Raw genomic sequence first — 19,811 nt, 5'->3', positions numbered from 1 at the left:
GCTCGCGAAGATCGAGCTCCTACCCCCGAATTCCTTAAACCTTCCGAGTAATCCTTATGACTCATCGTATTGTCATCGTTGGCGGAGGCGCTGGCGGTCTGGAGCTGGCAACCCGTCTGGGTAAAACCCTGGGCAAGAAAGGCACCGCCAGCGTGACGCTGGTAGACGCCAATCTGACGCACATCTGGAAACCCTTGCTGCATGAAGTGGCCGCCGGCTCGCTCAACTCTTATGAAGACGAGTTGAACTATGTGGCCCAGGCCAAGTGGAACAACTTCCAGTTCCAGCTCGGGCGCATGACCGGCCTGGATCGTGAGAATCGCCAGATTCATCTGGCCGCCACTCAGGACGAGAACGGCGCAGAACTGGTGCCGGCGCGCAGCCTGGGTTACGACTCTCTGGTACTGGCGGTTGGCAGCACCACCAACGATTTCGGCACCAAGGGTGCGGCCGAGCACTGTCTGTTTCTGGACAGCCGCAAGCAGGCAGAACGCTTCCACCAGCAGTTGCTCAATCACTATCTGCGTGCCCACGCCGGACAAGCCGACAACGCTCAGGAAATCACCGTGGCCATCGTTGGCGCGGGCGCAACAGGCGTGGAACTGGCCGCCGAACTGCACAACGCCGCCCATGAGCTGGCGTCCTACGGATTGGGCCAGATCAAACCGGAAAACCTGCGCATCACCGTGATCGAAGCCGGGCCGCGGGTTCTGCCTGCCTTGCCTGAGCGCATCGGCGCGCCGGTACATAAAACCCTGGAGAAACTGGGCGTGACCGTGCTGACCAATTCGTCCGTCAGCGAAGTGACTGCCGAAGGTCTGGTCACAGCCAGCGGCCAGTTCATTCCGGCGGTCCTGAAAGTCTGGGCAGCGGGCATTCGAGCCCCGGCCTTCCTGCATGAACTCGACGGGCTGGAAAGCAATCGCATCAACCAGTTGCAAGTGCTGCCGACCCTGCAGACCACACGCGATGAAAACATCTTTGCCTTTGGCGACTGCGCCGCCTGCCCACAGAAAGGCACCGACCGCAACGTTCCGCCTCGCGCCCAGGCCGCTCACCAGCAGGCTTCCTTGCTGGTCAAGTCACTGCGCCTGCGGATTGAAGGCAAGGCACTGCCGGAGTACACCTACAAGGATTACGGCTCACTGATTTCCCTGTCGAGCTTCTCGGCAGTGGGCAACCTGATGGGTAATCTGATGGGTAGCGTGATGCTGGAAGGCTGGCTGGCGCGGATGTTCTATATCTCGCTGTATCGCATGCACCAGATGGCGTTGTATGGCGCTTTCCGCACCTTGATGCTGATGCTGGGCAGCAAGATCGGCAAGGGAACCGAGCCACGGATGAAGTTGCATTAAGCTGTAAGCGTCAAGTTTGAATAAGCGCCTGGGTTCAGGCGCTTATTTCGTACTTTTTCATTTTTGCATACAGTGTGGGACGGCTTATTCCAAGAGCCAGTGCAGCTTTGGAGACGTTAAAGTTCATGGCTTGCAACGCAAGAAAAATGGCCTGTTTCTCGGCATCGTGTATCAAGGGCTGATCAAAATCCGGGCGGGTAGCCTGATAGGAAACAGCGGACAGCCTGACAAGATCACTGACCTCCTGAACATACTCTTCTTCGGACTTGAAACGACGAGGAGCAGTCGCCAGTTTGTGAATCACCGATTTCAATTGTGAAATATTTTCGCTCCACTCCTGTTTCTTCAACAGTTTGCAAAGACGAACAGGAATAGTGACTCTCTTGCTTTCCTGCACCTGAGCTTCACGCCAGAAAAAGTCCGCATAAAGCTCTATGTCTTTCGGTCTTTTCCGCAAGGGTGGCAGTTCAAGATTGTGACGGCTCAATATCCCGAGCAACTTTGGATGCAATCGCTGTTCGTGAAGTACGACAGCCATCGTATCGCTGGTTGACATGATAATCTTGGGCCCGGCTATTTTTTGATACTCTTTCAAGGCTTGTACAAGATACAGCTGTATAGAGACGGGAAGAACATCGACCCCCTCAAGGAACAATGTCCGGCACTGAAGAATATCCGGATGAAACGCCCACCTGCCGACCTGCTCCTGCGTAGTTACGCAAGAAAGAACCCTTGTCTTGAATTCGGAAGCCGACAATACAGGACAGTCGATAATCAGCATTCCTTCATGAGCAACTTCATCAACACCATGAATCGCCTGTGCAAAGGTACTTTTTCCTGTGCCGGGCTCTCCCGAGATCAGCACAACCTCATTCAGGCCGGCATATTGCTTCGCATGCTCTACAGCATCCTGAAAGAGAATGGACGCTCCCAGCAGCTTGTCGAACCCTGCGCCTGACTCCTTGCGCAAGCCTTGATCAACCGGGCTGGGAGCCTTGGAGAATCTTCTGAATATATTTACAACGGAAACAATGCTGCCTTCATCATCTGCAATGGGGATGGCGGTATCCAGCAACGGGATTTCCTCTTCACCTCGCCGAATGACAACCTTCTTGTTTACATAGCCCCGCTTTTGCGTGAAAACATCGCCGATAATGGGCTCAAACCCGAGCAGGTCGCGGAACTGGCGTTTCGCATCGTCTATTCTGAGAATTTTCTTCCCGGCTTCATTTATATATTTGAGAAAACCGGACTGATCGAGGACAAGCAAGCCATCTTCGATGAGTCCACTGACAGCATCTCTCTCTTGAATGGACTGCCTGAGAAAGAGTGAAAACCTGTTGAGCAGGATATTCTGTCCGAAAAAGTGGATACCGATACGCCCCACCACCGACAGGATTTTCTCATCGATCTCTGCACAGCCATCCTTCTTTATCGAGACGACAAAAAACATATCGACCTGATCAGGCAGGATTCTCCAATAAAGCAGATGCGTATGACTTTCCGATGAGGACAATACGCCTGAGTTTTCCTTCAGGCTCTCGGGTAGAACAGCAGGAATGTATACCAGACCGCGAGACACCACCATGTTACTGTGATGATCATAAATGGCGAGCGAAAAGTTATACTCACCCAGAACAGGAGTCAGTATGTCGCCTATCAGGTTCAGCTCATAATCAAAATCACAAGACTCGCCGAGATGCGAGGCCTTCATTCCATTGATGCCCACTTCATAACCTGCCATGTAAATTACCGCTCTCTTTCTACCATAAAACCACATGCACCTGTGGACTCGCTCAAAAGAGACAATCCTTTCACCTTTCAAGCCCGGAGAAGATATGACTGCACCGACATGAATGTAAAGTTTTTTTACAACAATTCAAAAACCGCCTCTTCCTATTCTCTAAGAATAGAATCTTTTGTTATTTGCAAAGCATTTTAGCGACTGATAACTTATCGACCCTATTGTAGCGCCCTCATACACCCTACTTACCTGACACTATCAGGGGATATTTAATTTTTCACCCTGGAGTTATTTAATGCTTGAGGCCAAAGAATTATATAAATTTTTTGGAGATAGAATCGTGTTGGACGGCGTGTCCGTTTCTCTTGAGAAAGGAAAGGTTCTTGCACTTTGCGGCCCCAGTGGATGTGGAAAAAGCACGTTACTGCGGATCCTGAGCGGGCTTGAACCGTCCACACAGGGCGAGGTGCTTCTGGGAGACATTCCAATCGATCGTGAAGCCTTGCGCAGACCTGAAGTGCGGGGGCGAATCGGCTTTGTTTTCCAGCGACCGGCACTCTATCCCAATATGCGGGTGATGGAAAACATCACGCTGGCCTTGCGCAAAGTCAGACAGCTTTCTCATCAGGATGCCGAAGCAAAAGCCTATGAGGCGCTGGGCAAGGTTCGTCTGACCGATAAAAGTACAGCCTGGCCCGCCACTCTGTCTGGCGGTCAGGCGCAGCGCGCTTCCATCGCCCGTGCATTGGCACTTGAGCCGGATGTACTGCTGCTGGATGAGCCCACGTCGGCGCTGGACCCGGAACTTGTCCACGAGGTGCTTGAAGTCATGCGCGGCCTGGCTCGGGGTGGAACAACAATGGCCGTCGCCACTCATGAACTGGGCTTTGCCCGGGAAGTCGCTCATGAAGTTGCCTTTTTCGATCATGGAAAAAACCTCGAGACACAACCTGCCGAGGACTTTTTCAACAGCCCGAAAACTGACCGGGCCGCTCGTTTTATCGAAAGTATTCTGCATCGTTAATCACGCACTCTGCGCCATGCCGTTATTGAACCGAGACCAACATGACAGCGACCAGCCGGAATAACTGTATTCCAGGACAACTACTCGATATACAGGGAATAAGCCGATGAAAAAAAATGCGTTGGGGGCCGCTATTCTGCTGCTTTCTTCTTTTCTTTCCCTGCCCACTGTCGCTGCCGATCCGGTGTCAGTGCTGGATCAGGTCAGACAGCGCGGCAAACTGGTCATTGGCGTAGATCCCAGCGCACCGCCCATGGCCCAGATCGGTGCAGACGGTCAGAGCGTCGGCTTCGCTCCGGACCTTGCCCGGGCTGTTGCCAAAGAACTGAATGTGAGTGTCGAGTTCAAGCCCATCTCCGGGGCGGTGCAGATTCCCTCCATCAAGAACGGCAACATCGATGCCATGTTCGGCTCGACGACTCCTACCGTAAAACGTGAACAGGTACTGGACTTCACCATTGTCTATAACTGGGACTATGTGGTGCCGCTGGTCAGGGCCGATGAAAGTAGCGACATCAAGAGCTACACGCCGCCCAAAAGGGTTTCGACATCAAAGAACAATTACGCCGCCCAACTTTTCAAAGATCTGGTACCGACTGGCCAGGTCACGTTCTTTGACAACTACAGCGATGCCGTTGAAGCCCTGCGCTCGAATCAGACGGATGCCGTATTGCTCAACAGCTTTTCAGCCAAGGCCTACGCCAAACGCTATGGCGACAGTCTGAAGATTGGCGAAGCGTTCTTTACCGATCCGCAGGCAATCATCGTGCGCCAGAACGATTCGCTCTGGCGCAATTACCTGAACCATACCCTCCAGAAAATCTGGGCCCGTGGCGAGTTTGCCGAACTGTACGAAAAGCACTTTGGCTACAAACCCGAGTTCACCCTCTGGTCTGAATACCGACTGCAGCCCGGGATCGAGAATTGATCTCTTTCTGGGATGAGGCGAGCACTCTGTTCGCCTCGGCTTTTACCACGACTCTGTTGTTGGCCGTCATGAGCCTGGGGTTCACTGCAATCCTCAGTGCTCCTGTCGCCCTGGCGCTACACGCCCGCTCTGCATGGGCACGGGGATATGTAGACCTGGCGATGAAAATCCCTCTGATCGTCAAACTTTTCGTGTGCTTTTACCTTCTGCAACTCAACCCGCTGGTGTGTGGCGTGATTGCACTGGTACTGCATCAAGTCGGCTATTGCGCCGAAATCCTGTCGGGAGGGCTCAGAGCGATTCCCGGCGAATACGAAGACGCAGCCTTGAGTTCAGGTCTGTCATGGTCGCGAACCGCCTTTTCAATCCGTCTGCCCGAAGCGTTGCGTCTGGTCGCCCCTTCGCTGGTGCTGCAGACCGCAGAAATCATTAAAAACACCTCGATCGTCTCGCTCATTGGTGTAGTGGAACTCACCGGAGCCTCGGAAACACTGCAGTCGCAAACCTTCGAATACCTGAGCGGTTTCCTCGCGGCAGCGGCCTCCTATGCAGTGCTGACGCTACCGATAATGGCTGCCGGTTATTTCATGGAAAAAAGATTAAGGAACAGGATATGAACATCATCCTGTCCATTATCGGCAGATACCGCTTACTGATCATCTTCGGTTTTTTTGGGGTATGGGCGCTGATCGATCCGGTCTGGAAAGAACTGGCCTCGTCATGGCCGTTTTTTCTGGATGGCCTTTATACGACTGCCATCTACTCCTTGACGGGCGTATCGCTGGGGCTGCTCTTCGGTGCACTGCTGGCAGGCTTGCGACTCGCAGGCGGCCTTCCGGGTTTTATCGCAGGCTTCATTGTTGTGAGCACTCAGGCCATACCACCGCTTTTCATTATCAGCGCGGCCTATCTGGTATCGCCTGAGGTATTACCTTTCAGAGTGACACCGGCATCGGCCGCCGTCGTGGCGCTGACCCTGATCGGGGGAAGCTATTATTGCGAAGCCCTGCGCAGTGCAGTCGCCGGTGTCGAACAACTCCAGATCGAAGCCGCCGAAATCACCGGCCTGTCACGCAGAACAATACTGTTTCGCATCATATTGCCCCAGGCACTGATCTCCTGTGTTCCAGCGCTGGGCGCGATATCCATTGTGGTTTTCAAACTCTCCACACTGCTTTATCCACTCGGAATCACCGACTTCTTCAGAACCACCGTACTGGTGAACAACCGGGTCGTTGCACCCTGGCAGTGCTACGCACTCATTGCCGCTTTTTACTATGTCATGAGTGATGTTCTGCAAGGGGTCATCAACCGGATATCCGCACGTATCTGCGGCAATACCACCCCGGAGCACGATAGCCAGAGCGCCAAGGTTGCCGTTAGTTGAAATCTCATACAAGGAGTAAACCATGACCAGTCAACGTCAACTGCACCTGGCTGCATTCGGTGCTCTTGGGGGAAACCACATTGCCTCCTGGCGCCACCCACAAGCCGGCACGTCTCAAGTGCTCAGTGCCGCTTACTACAAGGATTTCGCGCGACTGGCCGAACGCGGCCTGTTCGATCTGATCTTTTTCCCGGACATTCTGGCTGTGACACAGGATCGGGATAAAGACGGCTTTAAAAATATTGCCAAGGGCATTCCCTTTCGGGCTGAGCCCATCAGCACCCTCGCCCTTATCGCTGGTGTGACTGAACATATAGGTCTGGTAGGGACGGTATCGACCGCTCACACGCAGCCGTTCAACGTTGCCCGCACCTTCGCCTGGCTGGATCATCTCAGCGGCGGGCGTGTTGGCTGGAATATCGTGACGACGGCCAGCGAGGCGGAATCGCGTAACTTTGGATCAAGCCTGCCACCCCATGATGAGCGGTATGCCCGCGCTGAAGAGTTTGTCGCCGTAGTCCGCAAGCTTTGGGACAGCTGGAAGGATGACGCCATTGTCGGTGACAAGGAAAACGCCCGCTTCGCCGATCCGGCACGGGTAACTCCCATCCGCCATGAAGGCCGGTTCTACAAGGTCGAAGGCCCGCTCAATGTCCCCCGCTCACCTCAAGGTCATCCTGTGCTGTTCCAGGCCGGCGCTTCGGATGTCGGCAGAAGCTTCGCTGCACAGACTGCCGATGCCGTGTTCTTTGCAGCCCAGACCCGTGAGGAAGCCCAGCGCATCGGTTCGGACATTCGCCACCTGGCGCAACGCCATGGACGTTCTGCAGAAGGAATACGTCTGCTGCTTGGCGTGCTGGTGATCGTCGGTGAAACCGAGGCGCAGGCTCGCGAGAAACAGGCCGAACTGGGAAGTCTGCTGCAACCCGAAGTGGGTAGAGCCCTGCTGTTCGAGCTCATTGGTGTGGACCTGTCGGACTGGCCGCTGGACGGGCCGTTCCCGGAGCTGGACCCGGCTGCCGTTCCCGGCATCAAAAGCCGTTACGAGTTGCTTCGGGACATGGCGCAACGCGAACAGATGACACTGCGACAGGTTATCGAACGCGTCGCCAGCGCAGCAGGCCATCGTGTAGTGGTGGGTGATCCGCAGCAGGTAGCCGACCAGTTGCTGGACTGGTTCGATGCAGGGCTCGTGGATGGCTATGCGATCATGTGGCCTCATCTTCCCGGAGGCATGCAGGACTTCGTCGATCTGGTCATCCCGGAGCTGCAACGGCGCAACGCTTATCGCACCGCTTATACGGGCAATACACTGCGCTCACATCTGGAACTACCCGGTATCGACTTGCCGACGTGAGGTCGGCACAGGTTCTTCTAAAAAGCGCAGCCCCATCCTTTCGGCAGATGGGGCTCATGAAAAACACCTACGCAATGAATTCAGGGTAATTGATCGACAGAGGAATCTCTTTGTGCGGATTGAAAGAGTCATAAGGGTTTGAAATATGCCCTTTCTTCGTCGGGTGCCGCGTAAAGAAGATCAGCATGTCCCGCGTGGCCCGCGCATCGCTCACGGCCGCATGCACAGGCGAAAGGCTGTGCTTTCTCTGGTGATCGGCGATCAGCAATGTATCCAGAAACTTTTTGTGCTGTGCCTGCCCTCGACGATACTCGGGGTTGACCTCGTTCCAGCGGGTGCCATTCTTTTCCCTGTTGTCATGGATAAAAGTGATCGCACTGTTATCCGTAATATTCTCTTTGCCCAACAGAGTCGTCATCGTATGGTCGACGCCATCGGCATGCACGCCTTCCAGCGCAGGCTCACCCAGCAGTTCCGGTGTCGTGATGGTTCTGAGGTTGAAAACCGTTGAAACCAGACTGGTGGAATCATAATCAAGGCTTGGCCTTGGGGTGACCGAGGTATCCTTGATCAAGAATGCCTTGAAAAGCAGCAATGCCTGAAAGGCACGATTGAGTTGCAGGTCATCGCCAATCCCCCTGAACTCTCTTATCTTCCCCGAGTCGTGGCGTACAAAGTCTTCCTGAACAGAAAGCACGAAAGGCTGGAACTCGATCCGGTTGATTTTCGAGTTGGCGAAGTCCAGTTCGAAACGACCATTCCTGGACTCTCGAAAAGGCAACGTCGGATCAGGAGGCAGGTTATCGCTGACACGTTTGAGATTTTCCAGATCCTCATCCGTGGCACCCAGCCCTTTTACGATTTTCGTGACATCATCCCCGTCCAGGGAAATAAAACTTTCCCTGACGTATGCAAACTTCACTTCTGACAAGAAATCGACAAGATTAAAAGCACCCATAGTGAACCTCATTAAAGTTAATACCAAGATCGAGAGCCGCCCGGATGTGCGGGCAATATAAAGCTTCTTTGAAAACAAATTTTCTCAGACAGCCTTAGTGCCCACTCACGCCTTAAACACTATTGACTTTCCAAAAAGTCGAACTCAAAATCTCCTGCCAATTTATTTATTCAGGGAAGAACATATTGAAAGCCAAGCTGCATAACAACACGGTCCTGATTGTTTCCTGCCTGTTTGTTGTCCTTTGGTCCACCGGCTTTATTGTTGGAAGAATGATTGTGGGTTCCGCGTCGCCCAACATCTTCCTGGCCATTCGTTTCTTTTTTTCCTTTCTGTTGTTCGCTGTCGTTTCTGCACTATTCAAAAAAATATGGCCTCCACTCAATGAGTGGCACAAACACATCGTTGCAGGTCTGCTGATCAACGGGCTGTACCTGGGCGGAAGTTACTGGGCCATTTCAAAAGGACTACCCGCCGCTCTGATGGCTCTGCTGGGTGCCTTGCAGCCACTGCTGACAGTCGTGATTTCGATCACCTTTCTGAAGGGAAGAATCTCCCCCCTTCAGGCTCTGGGTATCCTGATCGGACTTTCCGGTGTCACCCTCGTCCTTTCGCCTTCATTTCAAACAGGCAACCACCCTGATTACTCATTCTGGGTATTACTGGTTGCCCTGCTTTCCGTGCTCTCGATAACCCTTGGCACCATCCTGCAAAAAACCTCCCTCGGGTCATCTGAACTCTTGCCTTCCATGGCACTGCAGAACCTGTTTTCGGCGTTTACATCACTGATCCTGATACTGTCTCTTGGCGAGTCACACCTGATCCTCAATGCAAACTTCATCTTTTCTCTTGCCTGGGCCGTTATGGTCTTGTCAGGACTGGGAACACTTTCTCTGGTCTGGCTGATCAGGAACGGGGACATGACTAAAACAACATCCCTGTTACTACTCGCGCCTCCACTGGCTGCGCTGGAGGCATGGGCTATTTTCGGAGACAGGCTCGTGCCCGTACAAATTGCCGGTTTTATCCTGTCTTTGCTGGGTGTCTGGTTTTGCAGATCAAAAAATGCGGCACCCGCTACCCGATAACTTGTATGCTTTCTGTTTGCCGATAATTCCTCAGCAAAACCGCTGAGGAATTATCGCAACCCTCGCCAAGGCTTTTGGCCCTTCGAGAAACTCCAGACCTTTTGGATCCTCCATTAATATGGGTGAGTTTCAACTCCGTTTGATTGTGTCGTCAGGAGTGTTTTATTTCTCGTGGAAATTTAGGGCAGATAATAATGACACACTGTTTTTTGACAACTGCCATTTTTTAACAAGTTTATTACCGTATGGAATATCAAAGCGATCCCTGATAAATACATCGTCTTATAAGTATTTCTGTAAAGAAAGATTACAACGCAGTATTATTTTTTCAGGATTTATTTTTCCTGCAGCTAACCTTATAACTTCTTTCTCTAAGAATAATTCGGGCTGCAGGAGAATGGAGGGGGCAGCATAGGCTGCTTGAAGGCGGGCTTTGGATCAGGTATTTGCGACTGAAGTCGCTCCCACTTTAACCGGTGTATTGAACCCGGGCAGGAGCGAATTCATTCGCGAAAAATCTATTACTTTGCGGCGACAAGAGCAGGCGGGTCGTTCTTTTTCAGGGCAAAAAGCAGACCGGCCATGATGCACAGCGCTCCGAGGGTTCCGACAAACCCCAGCGACTCGCCAAACAAGATAAATGCAAAGAGCGTGGCAAAAAGCGGGTCGCTGGTTTCAATGATCTGCACTTTACTCGCCTCTCCTTCATCCACGGCCTTGGTCGTGCAATAGAAGCCACCAATGGTGGGCAGCAATATCAGAGCTGCGATGGCCAGAAGAGCCATGCCGCCCGGAATGACAAAGCCCTCTTTCAGTAAAGGCACCAGCAGATACAGGCTACCAAAACCAAAAAGCCAGGCCAGTTGCGGCAAGCCACTGCCAATGTTCATCAGCTTGGAACTGAATATGAACAAGGCATACCCCAGCCCACCCAGCAATGCCAGCGTGATACCGAGATAGCTGCCGCTGATCTCGCCTTCGTAGCTCAGAATCAGGTAGACGCCCGCCAGAATGGTGCCAAAAGCGATGATCTTGTACAGACCGATTCGCTCCCCCAGAAACAGGGCAGACAGAATAATGGTCATGCCACCCGCGGCATAAAGCAGAAAGGCCACCAGCGGTATGGAAGCTTCTTCGAAAGCCCAGGTTTCAAAAAAGTAGAGGCAGAATATTCCCAGAAACGCGAGCAAGGCGAATTGAGGCCACTTGCTGGCCAACGCCAGAGTTTCGCGTCTGCGCTTCTGGTTGACGGCACAGTAGAGGGCAATCACAAGGAAAGCGCCGAAACACTTCCAGAATGCAATCTGATTGGAGCTTGCGCCGTGTGCGAAGCCCATACGGGTGAAAACACCGATGGTGCCGTTCAGAATCGCGGCAATCAGTGCAAAAAACTCGGGACGTTTGAGTAAGCTCGTGCTCATGGATATTCCTTACCTGGAAATGAAGTAGCCGCCTCTGGCTTGCAACGACGGCCGTGCTTCCTTGCGTCATGCGATGACTTTTATCACGCACAAAAGAAAAATGCCCGGTTTTAGCGTTCAAGCTAAAGCCAGGCATCTTTCGGGTCGCATCGAGAGTAGCTATAAAAAAACTACTTTCGTGCTGAATATGGTCGGGGTAAGGGGATTCGAACTCCTGACATCCTGCTCCCAAAGCAGGCGCGCTACCGGACTGCGCTATACCCCGTTGAAATCAAGACACCTCAACCAGCTGCCTTCGATCTGATACAACTGGCATCAGATCTATAAGATTCGGCTTCAAAGATACTCTGTAGCCAAAAATGGTGGGTCGTGTAGGATTCGAACCTACGACCAATTGGTTAAAAGCCAACTGCTCTACCAACTGAGCTAACGACCCAAATATGGTCGGGGTAAGGGGATTCGAACTCCTGACATCCTGCTCCCAAAGCAGGCGCGCTACCGGACTGCGCTATACCCCGACTGAAACTGCATTGAACCTTTTGAAATCTGGCTCCACGACCTGGACTCGAACCAGGGACCCAGTGATTAACAGTCACTTGCTCTACCAACTGAGCTATCGCGGAACGTTGGATTTCAGATTCAACTTACTGCATTGAATCAACTCGCTGTTAACTCGTTAATTCAACCTCTTCGACCTTGTTCGCTTCGTTTGCAACGTTGCGTTCACGTCTCTGAGGCGCGCTATTCTACATTTTCAAAAACACCTGTCAACCCTCTAAATTGCTTTTAAGACAATGATTTGCGATTTTTTTTCAGATCCCCTGCATACCGCCCGCAAACCCGATTTTCTGTCCCGCCAGCTACCGTGATGAAAAAGGGCCCTCACACGGAGAGCCCTTGCGTTCAGCTATATAAAGAAGTCATCAGCCAAACACGATCTCGTCGTCCACCACCTTGCCGGTGATGCTGGAGCCAGGCACAAAGCTGCCCGACAGGATCAGTTGCGCCAGCGGGTTTTCGATCCAGCGCTGGATTGCACGCTTGAGAGGCCGTGCGCCATACACCGGGTCGTAGCCAATGGCGATCAGCTTGTCGAGGGCTTCCGGACTCAGCGTCAGGGAAAGCTCGCGTTCGGCAAGGCGGCTGCGCAGACGTCCCAGCTGGATTTCCGTGATGCCAGCGATCTGATCCCGGGCCAGCGGCTCGAAAATCACCACTTCGTCGATCCGGTTGATGAACTCCGGACGGAAATGCGTGCTGACCGCATCCATCACCGCAGCACGCTGGGCTTCACGATCACCCACCAGCTCCTGGATCTGTGCAGACCCCAGGTTCGAAGTCATGACGATCACGGTATTACGGAAATCCACCGTACGGCCATGGCTGTCCGTCAGGCGTCCATCCTCCAGCACTTGCAGCAGGATGTTGAAAACATCGGTGTGGGCCTTTTCGACCTCATCGAGCAGGATCACCGAATAAGGTTTGCGACGCACCGCCTCGGTCAGGTAACCGCCCTCTTCATAGCCGACATACCCCGGTGGCGCACCGATCAGGCGAGCGACGGAGTGTTTCTCCATGAACTCGGACATATCGATCCGCACCATGGCCTCTTCGGTATCGAACAGGAATTCCGCCAGCGCCTTGCACAGCTCGGTCTTGCCGACACCGGTCGGGCCCAGGAACATGAACGAACCGCTCGGGCGATTGGGGTCGGACAACCCGGCGCGGGAGCGACGCACGGCACTGGCCACGGCCACCACGGCCTCGCTCTGGCCTATTACACGCTTGTGCAGCAGGCTTTCCATCTTCAGCAGCTTCTCACGCTCGCCTTCGAGCATTTTCGATACAGGAATGCCTGTCCACTTCGAGACGACTTCGGCAATCTCTTCCTCGGTCACCCGGCTGCGCAGCAACTGGTTTTCCGGCTTGCCGTGCTGATCGACCATCTGCAGGCTGCGCTCCAGATCCGGAATGATGCCGTACTGCAATTCGGCCATGCGGTTCAGATCGCCACGACGGCGGGCGGCTTCCAGCTCCTGACGCGATTGCTCGATTTTCTGCTGGATCTGAGCGGAGCCGGTCACTTCGGCTTTTTCCGAAGCCCAGACCTCTTCGAGGTCAGCGTATTCACGCTCCATGCGCTCGATATCGAGCTGCAGTTTCTCCAGACGCTTGATCGCGGCTTCGTCCTTTTCCTTCTTGAGAGCCTGGGATTCGACTTTCAACTGGATCAGGCGACGCTCAAGACGATCCAGCACTTCCGGCTTGGAGTCGATTTCCATGCGGATGCGGCTGGCGGCTTCGTCGATCAGGTCGATGGCCTTGTCCGGCAACTGGCGGTCGGTGATATAGCGGTGGCTCAGCTTGGCAGCGGCGATGATCGCACCGTCGGTAATCCCGACCTTGTGGTGAACCTCATAGCGCTCCTTCAAGCCACGCAGAATGGCGATGGTGTCTTCTTCGCTGGGTTCTTCCACCAGGACTTTCTGGAAACGACGCTCGAGTGCAGCGTCCTTCTCTATATATTGGCGATACTCGTTGAGCGTGGTCGCACCGACGCAATGCAGCTCGCCACGGGCCAGAGCCGGCTTGAGCATATTGCCCGCATCCATCGAACCCTCGCCTTTACCGGCGCCGACCATGGTGTGCAGTTCGTCGATAAACAGGATGATCTGGCCTTCCTGCTTGCTCAGCTCATTGAGCAGCGATTTCAGGCGCTCCTCGAACTCGCCACGGTATTTGGCACCGGCAATCAATGCGCCCATGTCCAGCGAAAGCAAACGCTTGCCTTTGAGGCCGTCGGGCACTTCGCCATTAATGATGCGCTGTGCCAGACCTTCGGCAATGGCAGTCTTGCCGACGCCGGGTTCGCCGATCAGCACCGGGTTGTTCTTGGTGCGACGCTGCAGGACCTGAATGGTGCGGCGAATTTCGTCGTCGCGACCGATCACCGGATCGAGCTTGCCCTCTTCGGCACGCTTGGTCAGATCGACGGTGTACTTGTCCAGAGCCTGACGCGACTCTTCGACGTTGGGGTCATTGACCGCGCCGTCACCACGCAGGTTATTGATGGCGTTCTCAAGGGCTTTCTTGCTCACGCCCTGCCCGAGCAGCAACTTGCCCAGCTTGCTGTTCTCGTCCATGGCGGCGAGCAGCACCAGCTCACTGGAAATGAACTGGTCGCCCTTCTGTTGCGCCAGGCGATCAGCCTGATTGAGCAGGCGTGCCAGATCCTGGGACATGTTGACGTCGCCAGTAGGATTCTGGATTTTCGGCAGGTGGTCGAGCTCTTTGCTCAACTCCTTACGCAGGCTGTTGATGTCAAAGCCTACCTGCAGCAACAGAGGCTTGATGGAACCGCCTTGCTGCTCAAGCAGCGCATGCATCAAGTGCGCGGGCTCAATGGCTGGATGATCCATGCCAACGGCCAGCGATTGGGAATCTGACAAGGCCAGTTGCAGTTTGCTGGTCAATCTATCGATACGCATTAGTCACCTTCCTTCAGAGCAGGCCGGAGCAATGAACACACCTATAACGAAAACCTGCTGGATAGTCAGTTAGATGCGGACGATTCTGCGGGTTTCAAGTTTGACTTTATTGATGCCTGTCAGCCTGATGCTGGAGCGGACTGCCGGCGGCATGAAGAAGCCTGCAATCAGGCTTGCTCGATCCAGATCAGCGAGGCGAAACGGCCAGTGGTGGCGCTCCGGCGGTAGGAAAAGAAACGCGAGTCAGTGAAGGTATCCAGCCCGCCACCGTGGACTGATAAAACACCATAGGCGGCCAGCCGCAAACGCGCAAGGGCGTAGATATCGGCCATGAAGCGCCCGGCATTGGCACTTGGGATGAAGGCATCGGCCGTTTGCGGATGGGTCGCCATGAAGGTTTCCCGGACTTCCGGGCCGACCTCGAAAGAAGGCTGCCCGATGGCAGGGCCGAGCCAGACCATTATGTCTTCAGGGGCGGCATTCAAACTGTCGGCCGTTGCCTCAAGCACACCTGCCGCAAGCCCCCGCCAGCCGGCATGAGCCGCAGCGACACGGGTGCCCTCACGATTGCAGAACAGCGCGGGAAGGCAGTCGGCGGTCATGATGCTGCAGGCGACACCCGGCGTGTCGGTCCAGCTTGCGTCGGCTTCGGCCACCGCAGAAGGGTCGGCATGCGCCACAGCGACACCGTGCACCTGACGCAACCAGGCAGGCTGCACATTCAATTGTGAAGACAGATGTCGACGATTGCCGGCAACCGCCTGCGGATCGTCGCCCACATGATCGCCCAGATTGAAGCTGTCGAACGGAGCCTGACTGGCCCCGCCCGAACGAGTGGTGATGCAAGACCTGACGTGCGCAGGCGCAGGCCAGTCTGGAATCAGCCAGTCGTTCACCCGACAAACGCCTCGCGGTCCTGCTTGAGCAACGACAGCAGCCAGACGAAATCGTCAGGCAACGGCGATTCCCAGCTCATGCGCTGGCCTGTAACCGGGTGATCCAGTTCAAGGAAGCGGGCATGCAGAGCCTGACGCGGGAACGTCTTCAACGACTCAACCATGCTCGGGCTGGCCGCTGGCGGGATACGGAAACGACCACCGTAGGCAGGATCGCCTACCAGCGGATAGTTGATGTGCGCCATGTGCACGCGGATCTGGTGAGTACGACCGGTTTCCAGCTTGACCCGCACATGAGTGTGGGAGCGGAAGCGCTCAAGTACGCGATAATGACTGACCGCCTGCTTGCCGCCTTCCATCACCGCCATGCGCTGACGCTGCTGGCCGTGACGACCGATCGGCGCATCGATCTTGCCGCCAGCGGTGACGACTCCGATGACGATGCACTCATAGATACGGCTGACGCTGCGATTCTGCAGTTGCGTTACCAGTTGGGTCTGGGCCTGGAGGGTCTTGGCGACCACCATCAGGCCCGTGGTGTCCTTGTCCAGACGATGCACGATGCCGGCACGCGGCACGTTGATGATGTCCGGAACGTGGTGCAGCAGTGCATTGAGCAAGGTCCCGTCGGCATGACCTGCGGCAGGATGCACCACAAGGCCAGCAGGCTTGTTGATCACCAGAATCTGGTCGTCTTCGTAAACGATATCCAGCTCGATATCCTGGGCAACCCACTCGCCCTGAGCCTCTTGCTCGGCGATCAGTTGCAGGACAGAGCCACCGTGAACGATGTCACGCGGGCGCAGGACACCGCCGTCCACAGTCAGACGGCCGTCCTTGATCCAGGCGGAAAGGCGCGAGCGCGAGTGCTCTGCGAATAATTGTGCGGCGACTTGATCGAGGCGTTGACCGCCCAATTCGGACGGCACCTCTGCGCGAAGTTCTATATTTTCGGACATGGCCAGACTAGAAGGCGGCTAGCCTTTGGTTTCGGCAGCGCGCTTGTGGTTAAATACGGCGTCTTTTGCCCCGCGGGTCTTGCGGGGCGTTCATCATAACAGGACGGCCCCGCCCAAGACAGCAGGCCGTTATAGGGACGCAAGCCGCCATGCAAGTGAAACACCTGCTGCTGATCGCCATCCTCGCACTGACTGCGGCCTGTTCGTCGAAGGAAGTCATCGACGAGAACCTCAGTGAAGTCGAGCTGTACCAGCAGGCGCAGGCCGACCTGGACAACAACAGCTACAACAGCGCCACCGAGAAACTCAAGGCGCTGGAGTCACGCTATCCGTTCGGTCGCTATGCCGATCAGGCACAACTCGAACTGATCTACTCGAACTACAAGAACAGTGAGCCCGAAGCAGCAAAATCCGCTGCCGAGCGCTTCATTCGCCTGCACCCGCAGCACCCCAATGTCGATTACGCCTACTACATGAAGGGCCTGACCTCCTTCGATCAGGACGTCGGCCTGCTGGCGCGCTTCCTGCCGCTGGACCAGACCAAGCGTGACCCGGGCGCTGCACGCGACTCGTTCAACGAGTTCGCTCAACTGACCAGCCGCTACCCCAACAGCCGCTACTCGCCTGACGCCAAGCAGCGCATGATCTACCTGCGCAACCTGCTGGCGGCCTACGAAATTCACGTAGCCGACTACTACCTGACACGTCAGGCCTATGTCGCCGCCGCCAACCGTGGCCGCTACGTGGTGGAAAACTTCCAGGAAACGCCTTCGGTCGGCGACGGTCTGGCAGTGATGGTCGAATCCTATCAGCGCCTGCACCTCGACGAACTGGCAGCCACCAGCCTCGAAGTCCTGAAGGCCAACTACCCGAACCATCCGCAACTGGCTGACGGTCAGTTCACGCCTCGCGAGGCAGAAGCTGACAACCGTACATGGCTGTCGAAAGCTACTCTGGGTCTGATCAATGGCAGCGCGCCTCTGCCACCGGGCGAAACCCGCGCCAACCAGGACATCCAGAAGCAGTACCAGGATGCCAAGGACGCCATCCCGAAAGAGTTGCTGCCGGAAAACCAGGCAGAACTGGATGAGCAGGCCCGTGAAGCCGAAGAAGCGAAAGGCAAGAAAAGCCGCTCCTGGTTCAGCTACATGACATTCGGCATGTTCGACTGAAACCGGTGATGACAACGAAGAGGCCTGCGGGCCTCTTTTTTGTGGCCCCCACATTTGCAGGAGCGGATTCATACGCGATAAGACGATGGATTTCCTTCGGGCATATCAGACTCTTCACGAATAAATTCGCTTCCACTTCGCTTCTGTACCCTGTCCGCCCGCCTGCTCCTTGGCTACACTGCCAACTCTTCAATCATTAAGCTCGGTAGTCATGATTCGCATAATTATGTGGGTTGCGTTGATCGCGGCAGCGGTGTGGTTCATCAAGCGCCTGCTCAACCCGCCTGCTCAAAAAAAACCTGCAGATCCGCCAGAAACTGCGGCATCGCCCATGGTGCGTTGTGCCCATTGTGGCGTTCATCTTCCTCGTGATCGTGCATTGAGCCAGGAACAACAATGGTATTGCAGCGAAGCGCACAGGCTAGAAGGCCCCGCGACTCGTGACCGCTGAGACGCTTTCACTCGGCAGCCCCCAAGCGCAACGGATCCTGCGGCTGTATCACCTGTATCGACTGACCATCGGCATTGTGCTGGTGCTGTTGATCTCCAGCGACCTGGACACCGAACTGTTGCAACTGGCCAATCTGAACCTGTTTCGGGCTGGCTGCTGGCTGTATCTGGTGTTCAACATTCTGGTTGTGGTGCTGCTTGAGCGCCCCCGCCACAAAGTCCAGCTCTTCAGCCTGGCAGTGACCGATGCGGTGATGCTGTCAGGCCTCTTCTATGCCGCGGGCGGCACTTCAAGTGGTATCGGCAACCTGCTGATTGCCTCGGTCGCCATCAGCAATGTTCTGCTGCGCGGTCGCCTCGGGCTGTTGATTGCTGCCGTCTCCGCCATCGGCATCATTTACCTGACGTTCTACATCAGCTTCATCAGCCCGGTGGCCTCCAATGACTATGTGCAGGCCAGTACGCTGGGAGCCCTGTGCTTTGCCGCTGCCCTGCTGGTACAGGCACTGACCGCCCGCATGCAAGTGAGCGAAGTGCTGGCCGAACAGCGGGCCGCCGATGTCGACCAGCTCGAAGAGCTCAATGCCCTGATCCTGCAACGCATGCACACCGGTATTCTGGTGCTCGACTCACGCCGCCAGGTGCTGCTGGCCAATCAGGGCGCCTTGAGCCTGCTGGGGCATGAAAAACTGGTCGGTCAGGTCATCGATCAATACTCGCCACAACTGGTGGATCGCCTGCGGCAATGGCTGATCAATCCCATCATGGCGCCGCGCAGCATATCGACCTCCGCCATCGGCCCGATCCTGAAACCCAGCTTCGCCGCACTCAACCGTGGCGACCAGCGCCAGACGCTGATCTTTCTGGAAGACCTTTCACAGGTCGCCCATCAGGCCCAGCAACTGAAGCTTGCCGCACTGGGCCGCCTGACAGCCGGCATTGCCCATGAGATCCGCAACCCGCTGGGAGCTGTCAGCCATGCAGCGCAACTGCTCAACGAATCGGAAGAGCTGTCAGCACCGGACCGGCGACTCGGGCAGATCATTCATGATCAATCGCGACGCATCAATGTAGTGATCGAGAACGTCCTGCAATTGTCCAGACGCCGCGAAACCGAAGCCGAACTGCTCGACCTGAGAACCTGGCTGGAGAACTTCGTCGCAGACTTTCGCAGCTCAGCGCCAGCCAACCAAAAGGTTCATACCGAATTCGGCCAGGGCATGCTCACCACGCGCATGGACCCGGAGCAATTGAATCAGGTGCTGACCAACCTGCTGCACAACGGCTTGCGCTACAGCAGCAAGCAGCATGATGTGGCCCAGGTCTGGCTGAAGCTGTTCCATAACCCGGAAAACGACCTGCCCACCCTGGAAGTGCTCGATGACGGGCCGGGCGTCTCCGAACAGCATCTGGCCAAACTCTTCGAGCCCTTTTTCACCACAGAAAGCAAAGGTACCGGCCTTGGCCTCTACCTTTCCCGGGAGCTGTGCGAAAGCAACCAGGCGCATCTGGATTACACCCCTCGTCCCGAGGGCGGTAGCTGCATGCGTATCACTTTCGCTCACCCGTTCAAGTTGAGCTGAG

The 19,811-nt window shown here is 55.3% G+C and carries 16 protein-coding genes and 4 tRNA genes; 10 read left to right on the top strand and 10 right to left on the bottom strand.

The window, feature by feature from the left end; all coding sequences use genetic code 11:
* The first annotated feature begins 56 nt into the window (after window positions 1–56).
* A complete protein-coding gene (locus JSY17_RS02970; RefSeq protein ID WP_117182094.1) occupies window positions 57–1,355 on the top strand; it encodes an NAD(P)/FAD-dependent oxidoreductase in 1,299 nt (432 codons plus the stop codon).
* A gap of 34 nt (window positions 1,356–1,389) precedes the next feature.
* Here JSY17_RS02970 and JSY17_RS02965 read toward each other — a convergent pair whose 3' ends face one another.
* A complete protein-coding gene (locus JSY17_RS02965; protein ID WP_206400512.1) occupies window positions 1,390–3,099 on the bottom strand; it encodes a helix-turn-helix domain-containing protein in 1,710 nt (569 codons plus the stop codon).
* A gap of 295 nt (window positions 3,100–3,394) precedes the next feature.
* Here JSY17_RS02965 and JSY17_RS02960 point away from each other — a divergent pair, with 295 nt between their 5' ends.
* From JSY17_RS02960 to JSY17_RS02940, 5 genes are all read left to right on the top strand, one after another.
* Window positions 3,395–4,123: an amino acid ABC transporter ATP-binding protein gene (locus tag JSY17_RS02960; protein ID WP_206400511.1), complete on the top strand. Its 729-nt coding sequence runs from the start codon at window positions 3,395–3,397 to the stop codon at window positions 4,121–4,123.
* A 106-nt stretch (window positions 4,124–4,229) separates the two neighbouring features.
* On the top strand, window positions 4,230–5,051 hold the full coding sequence (locus tag JSY17_RS02955) for a substrate-binding periplasmic protein (RefSeq protein WP_122371719.1): 822 nt from the start codon (window positions 4,230–4,232) through the stop codon (window positions 5,049–5,051).
* Window positions 5,048–5,668, top strand: coding sequence for an amino acid ABC transporter permease (locus JSY17_RS02950; protein ID WP_117182090.1), 621 nt, complete (start codon window positions 5,048–5,050; stop codon window positions 5,666–5,668). The genes JSY17_RS02955 and JSY17_RS02950 overlap by 4 nt, the downstream gene beginning before the upstream one ends.
* Window positions 5,665–6,438, top strand: coding sequence for an ABC transporter permease subunit (locus JSY17_RS02945; protein WP_206400510.1), 774 nt, complete (start codon window positions 5,665–5,667; stop codon window positions 6,436–6,438). Before JSY17_RS02950 ends, JSY17_RS02945 begins: the two co-directional genes overlap by 4 nt.
* Window positions 6,439–6,460: 22 nt before the next feature.
* Window positions 6,461–7,795, top strand: a complete 1,335-nt coding sequence (locus JSY17_RS02940) for an LLM class flavin-dependent oxidoreductase (RefSeq protein ID WP_122371720.1) — start codon at window positions 6,461–6,463, stop codon at window positions 7,793–7,795.
* A 67-nt stretch (window positions 7,796–7,862) separates the two neighbouring features.
* Here the strand turns inward: JSY17_RS02940 and JSY17_RS02935 are convergent, their stop codons facing one another.
* The gene (locus tag JSY17_RS02935; RefSeq protein ID WP_122371721.1) at window positions 7,863–8,753 is read right to left on the bottom strand and encodes a 2OG-Fe dioxygenase family protein; all 891 of its coding nucleotides are present in this window, start codon (window positions 8,751–8,753) and stop codon (window positions 7,863–7,865) included.
* Window positions 8,754–8,938: 185 nt separating this feature from the next.
* Between JSY17_RS02935 and JSY17_RS02930 the strand changes: the two genes are divergently transcribed.
* A complete protein-coding gene (locus JSY17_RS02930; protein ID WP_183134012.1) occupies window positions 8,939–9,841 on the top strand; it encodes a DMT family transporter in 903 nt (300 codons plus the stop codon).
* Between the two features lie 521 nt (window positions 9,842–10,362).
* Here JSY17_RS02930 and JSY17_RS02925 read toward each other — a convergent pair.
* The 8 genes from JSY17_RS02925 to rluD form a co-directional block, all read right to left on the bottom strand.
* Window positions 10,363–11,262 carry a DMT family transporter gene (locus JSY17_RS02925; protein ID WP_117182085.1) on the bottom strand — a complete coding sequence of 300 codons (900 nt, stop codon included), beginning with the start codon at window positions 11,260–11,262 and terminating at the stop codon, window positions 10,363–10,365.
* 188 nt (window positions 11,263–11,450) lie between these two features.
* A tRNA-Pro gene (locus JSY17_RS02920) sits at window positions 11,451–11,527 on the bottom strand.
* Between the two features lie 95 nt (window positions 11,528–11,622).
* Window positions 11,623–11,698 (bottom strand) — tRNA-Lys (locus JSY17_RS02915).
* A gap of 5 nt (window positions 11,699–11,703) precedes the next feature.
* A tRNA-Pro gene (locus JSY17_RS02910) sits at window positions 11,704–11,780 on the bottom strand.
* 29 nt (window positions 11,781–11,809) lie between these two features.
* Window positions 11,810–11,885 (bottom strand) — tRNA-Asn (locus JSY17_RS02905).
* Between the two features lie 300 nt (window positions 11,886–12,185).
* A complete protein-coding gene (gene clpB, locus JSY17_RS02900; RefSeq protein WP_117163404.1) occupies window positions 12,186–14,750 on the bottom strand; it encodes an ATP-dependent chaperone ClpB in 2,565 nt (854 codons plus the stop codon).
* A gap of 167 nt (window positions 14,751–14,917) precedes the next feature.
* The gene (gene pgeF, locus JSY17_RS02895; protein WP_206400509.1) at window positions 14,918–15,646 is read right to left on the bottom strand and encodes a peptidoglycan editing factor PgeF; all 729 of its coding nucleotides are present in this window, start codon (window positions 15,644–15,646) and stop codon (window positions 14,918–14,920) included.
* Window positions 15,643–16,605, bottom strand: coding sequence for a 23S rRNA pseudouridine(1911/1915/1917) synthase RluD (rluD, locus tag JSY17_RS02890; protein WP_117163406.1), 963 nt, complete (start codon window positions 16,603–16,605; stop codon window positions 15,643–15,645). The genes pgeF and rluD overlap by 4 nt, the downstream gene beginning before the upstream one ends.
* A gap of 149 nt (window positions 16,606–16,754) precedes the next feature.
* Between rluD and JSY17_RS02885 the strand changes: the two genes are divergently transcribed.
* The 3 genes from JSY17_RS02885 to JSY17_RS02875 all read left to right on the top strand — a co-directional run bounded on the left by JSY17_RS02885 (window position 16,755) and on the right by JSY17_RS02875 (window position 19,810).
* Window positions 16,755–17,777: an outer membrane protein assembly factor BamD gene (locus JSY17_RS02885; RefSeq protein WP_117182083.1), complete on the top strand. Its 1,023-nt coding sequence runs from the start codon at window positions 16,755–16,757 to the stop codon at window positions 17,775–17,777.
* Between the two features lie 211 nt (window positions 17,778–17,988).
* Window positions 17,989–18,228, top strand: a complete 240-nt coding sequence (locus JSY17_RS02880; RefSeq protein ID WP_117163408.1) for a PP0621 family protein — start codon at window positions 17,989–17,991, stop codon at window positions 18,226–18,228.
* Window positions 18,218–19,810: a sensor histidine kinase gene (locus tag JSY17_RS02875; RefSeq protein WP_206400508.1), complete on the top strand. Its 1,593-nt coding sequence runs from the start codon at window positions 18,218–18,220 to the stop codon at window positions 19,808–19,810. The genes JSY17_RS02880 and JSY17_RS02875 overlap by 11 nt, the downstream gene beginning before the upstream one ends.
* The last annotated feature ends 1 nt before the right edge of the window (window position 19,811 follow it).

The sequence above is a fragment of the Pseudomonas capsici genome, assembly GCF_017165765.1.
In the GTDB taxonomy this organism is placed as follows: Bacteria; Pseudomonadota; Gammaproteobacteria; order Pseudomonadales; family Pseudomonadaceae; genus Aquipseudomonas; species Aquipseudomonas capsici.
This window is presented reverse-complemented; position numbering and strand designations above follow the sequence as displayed.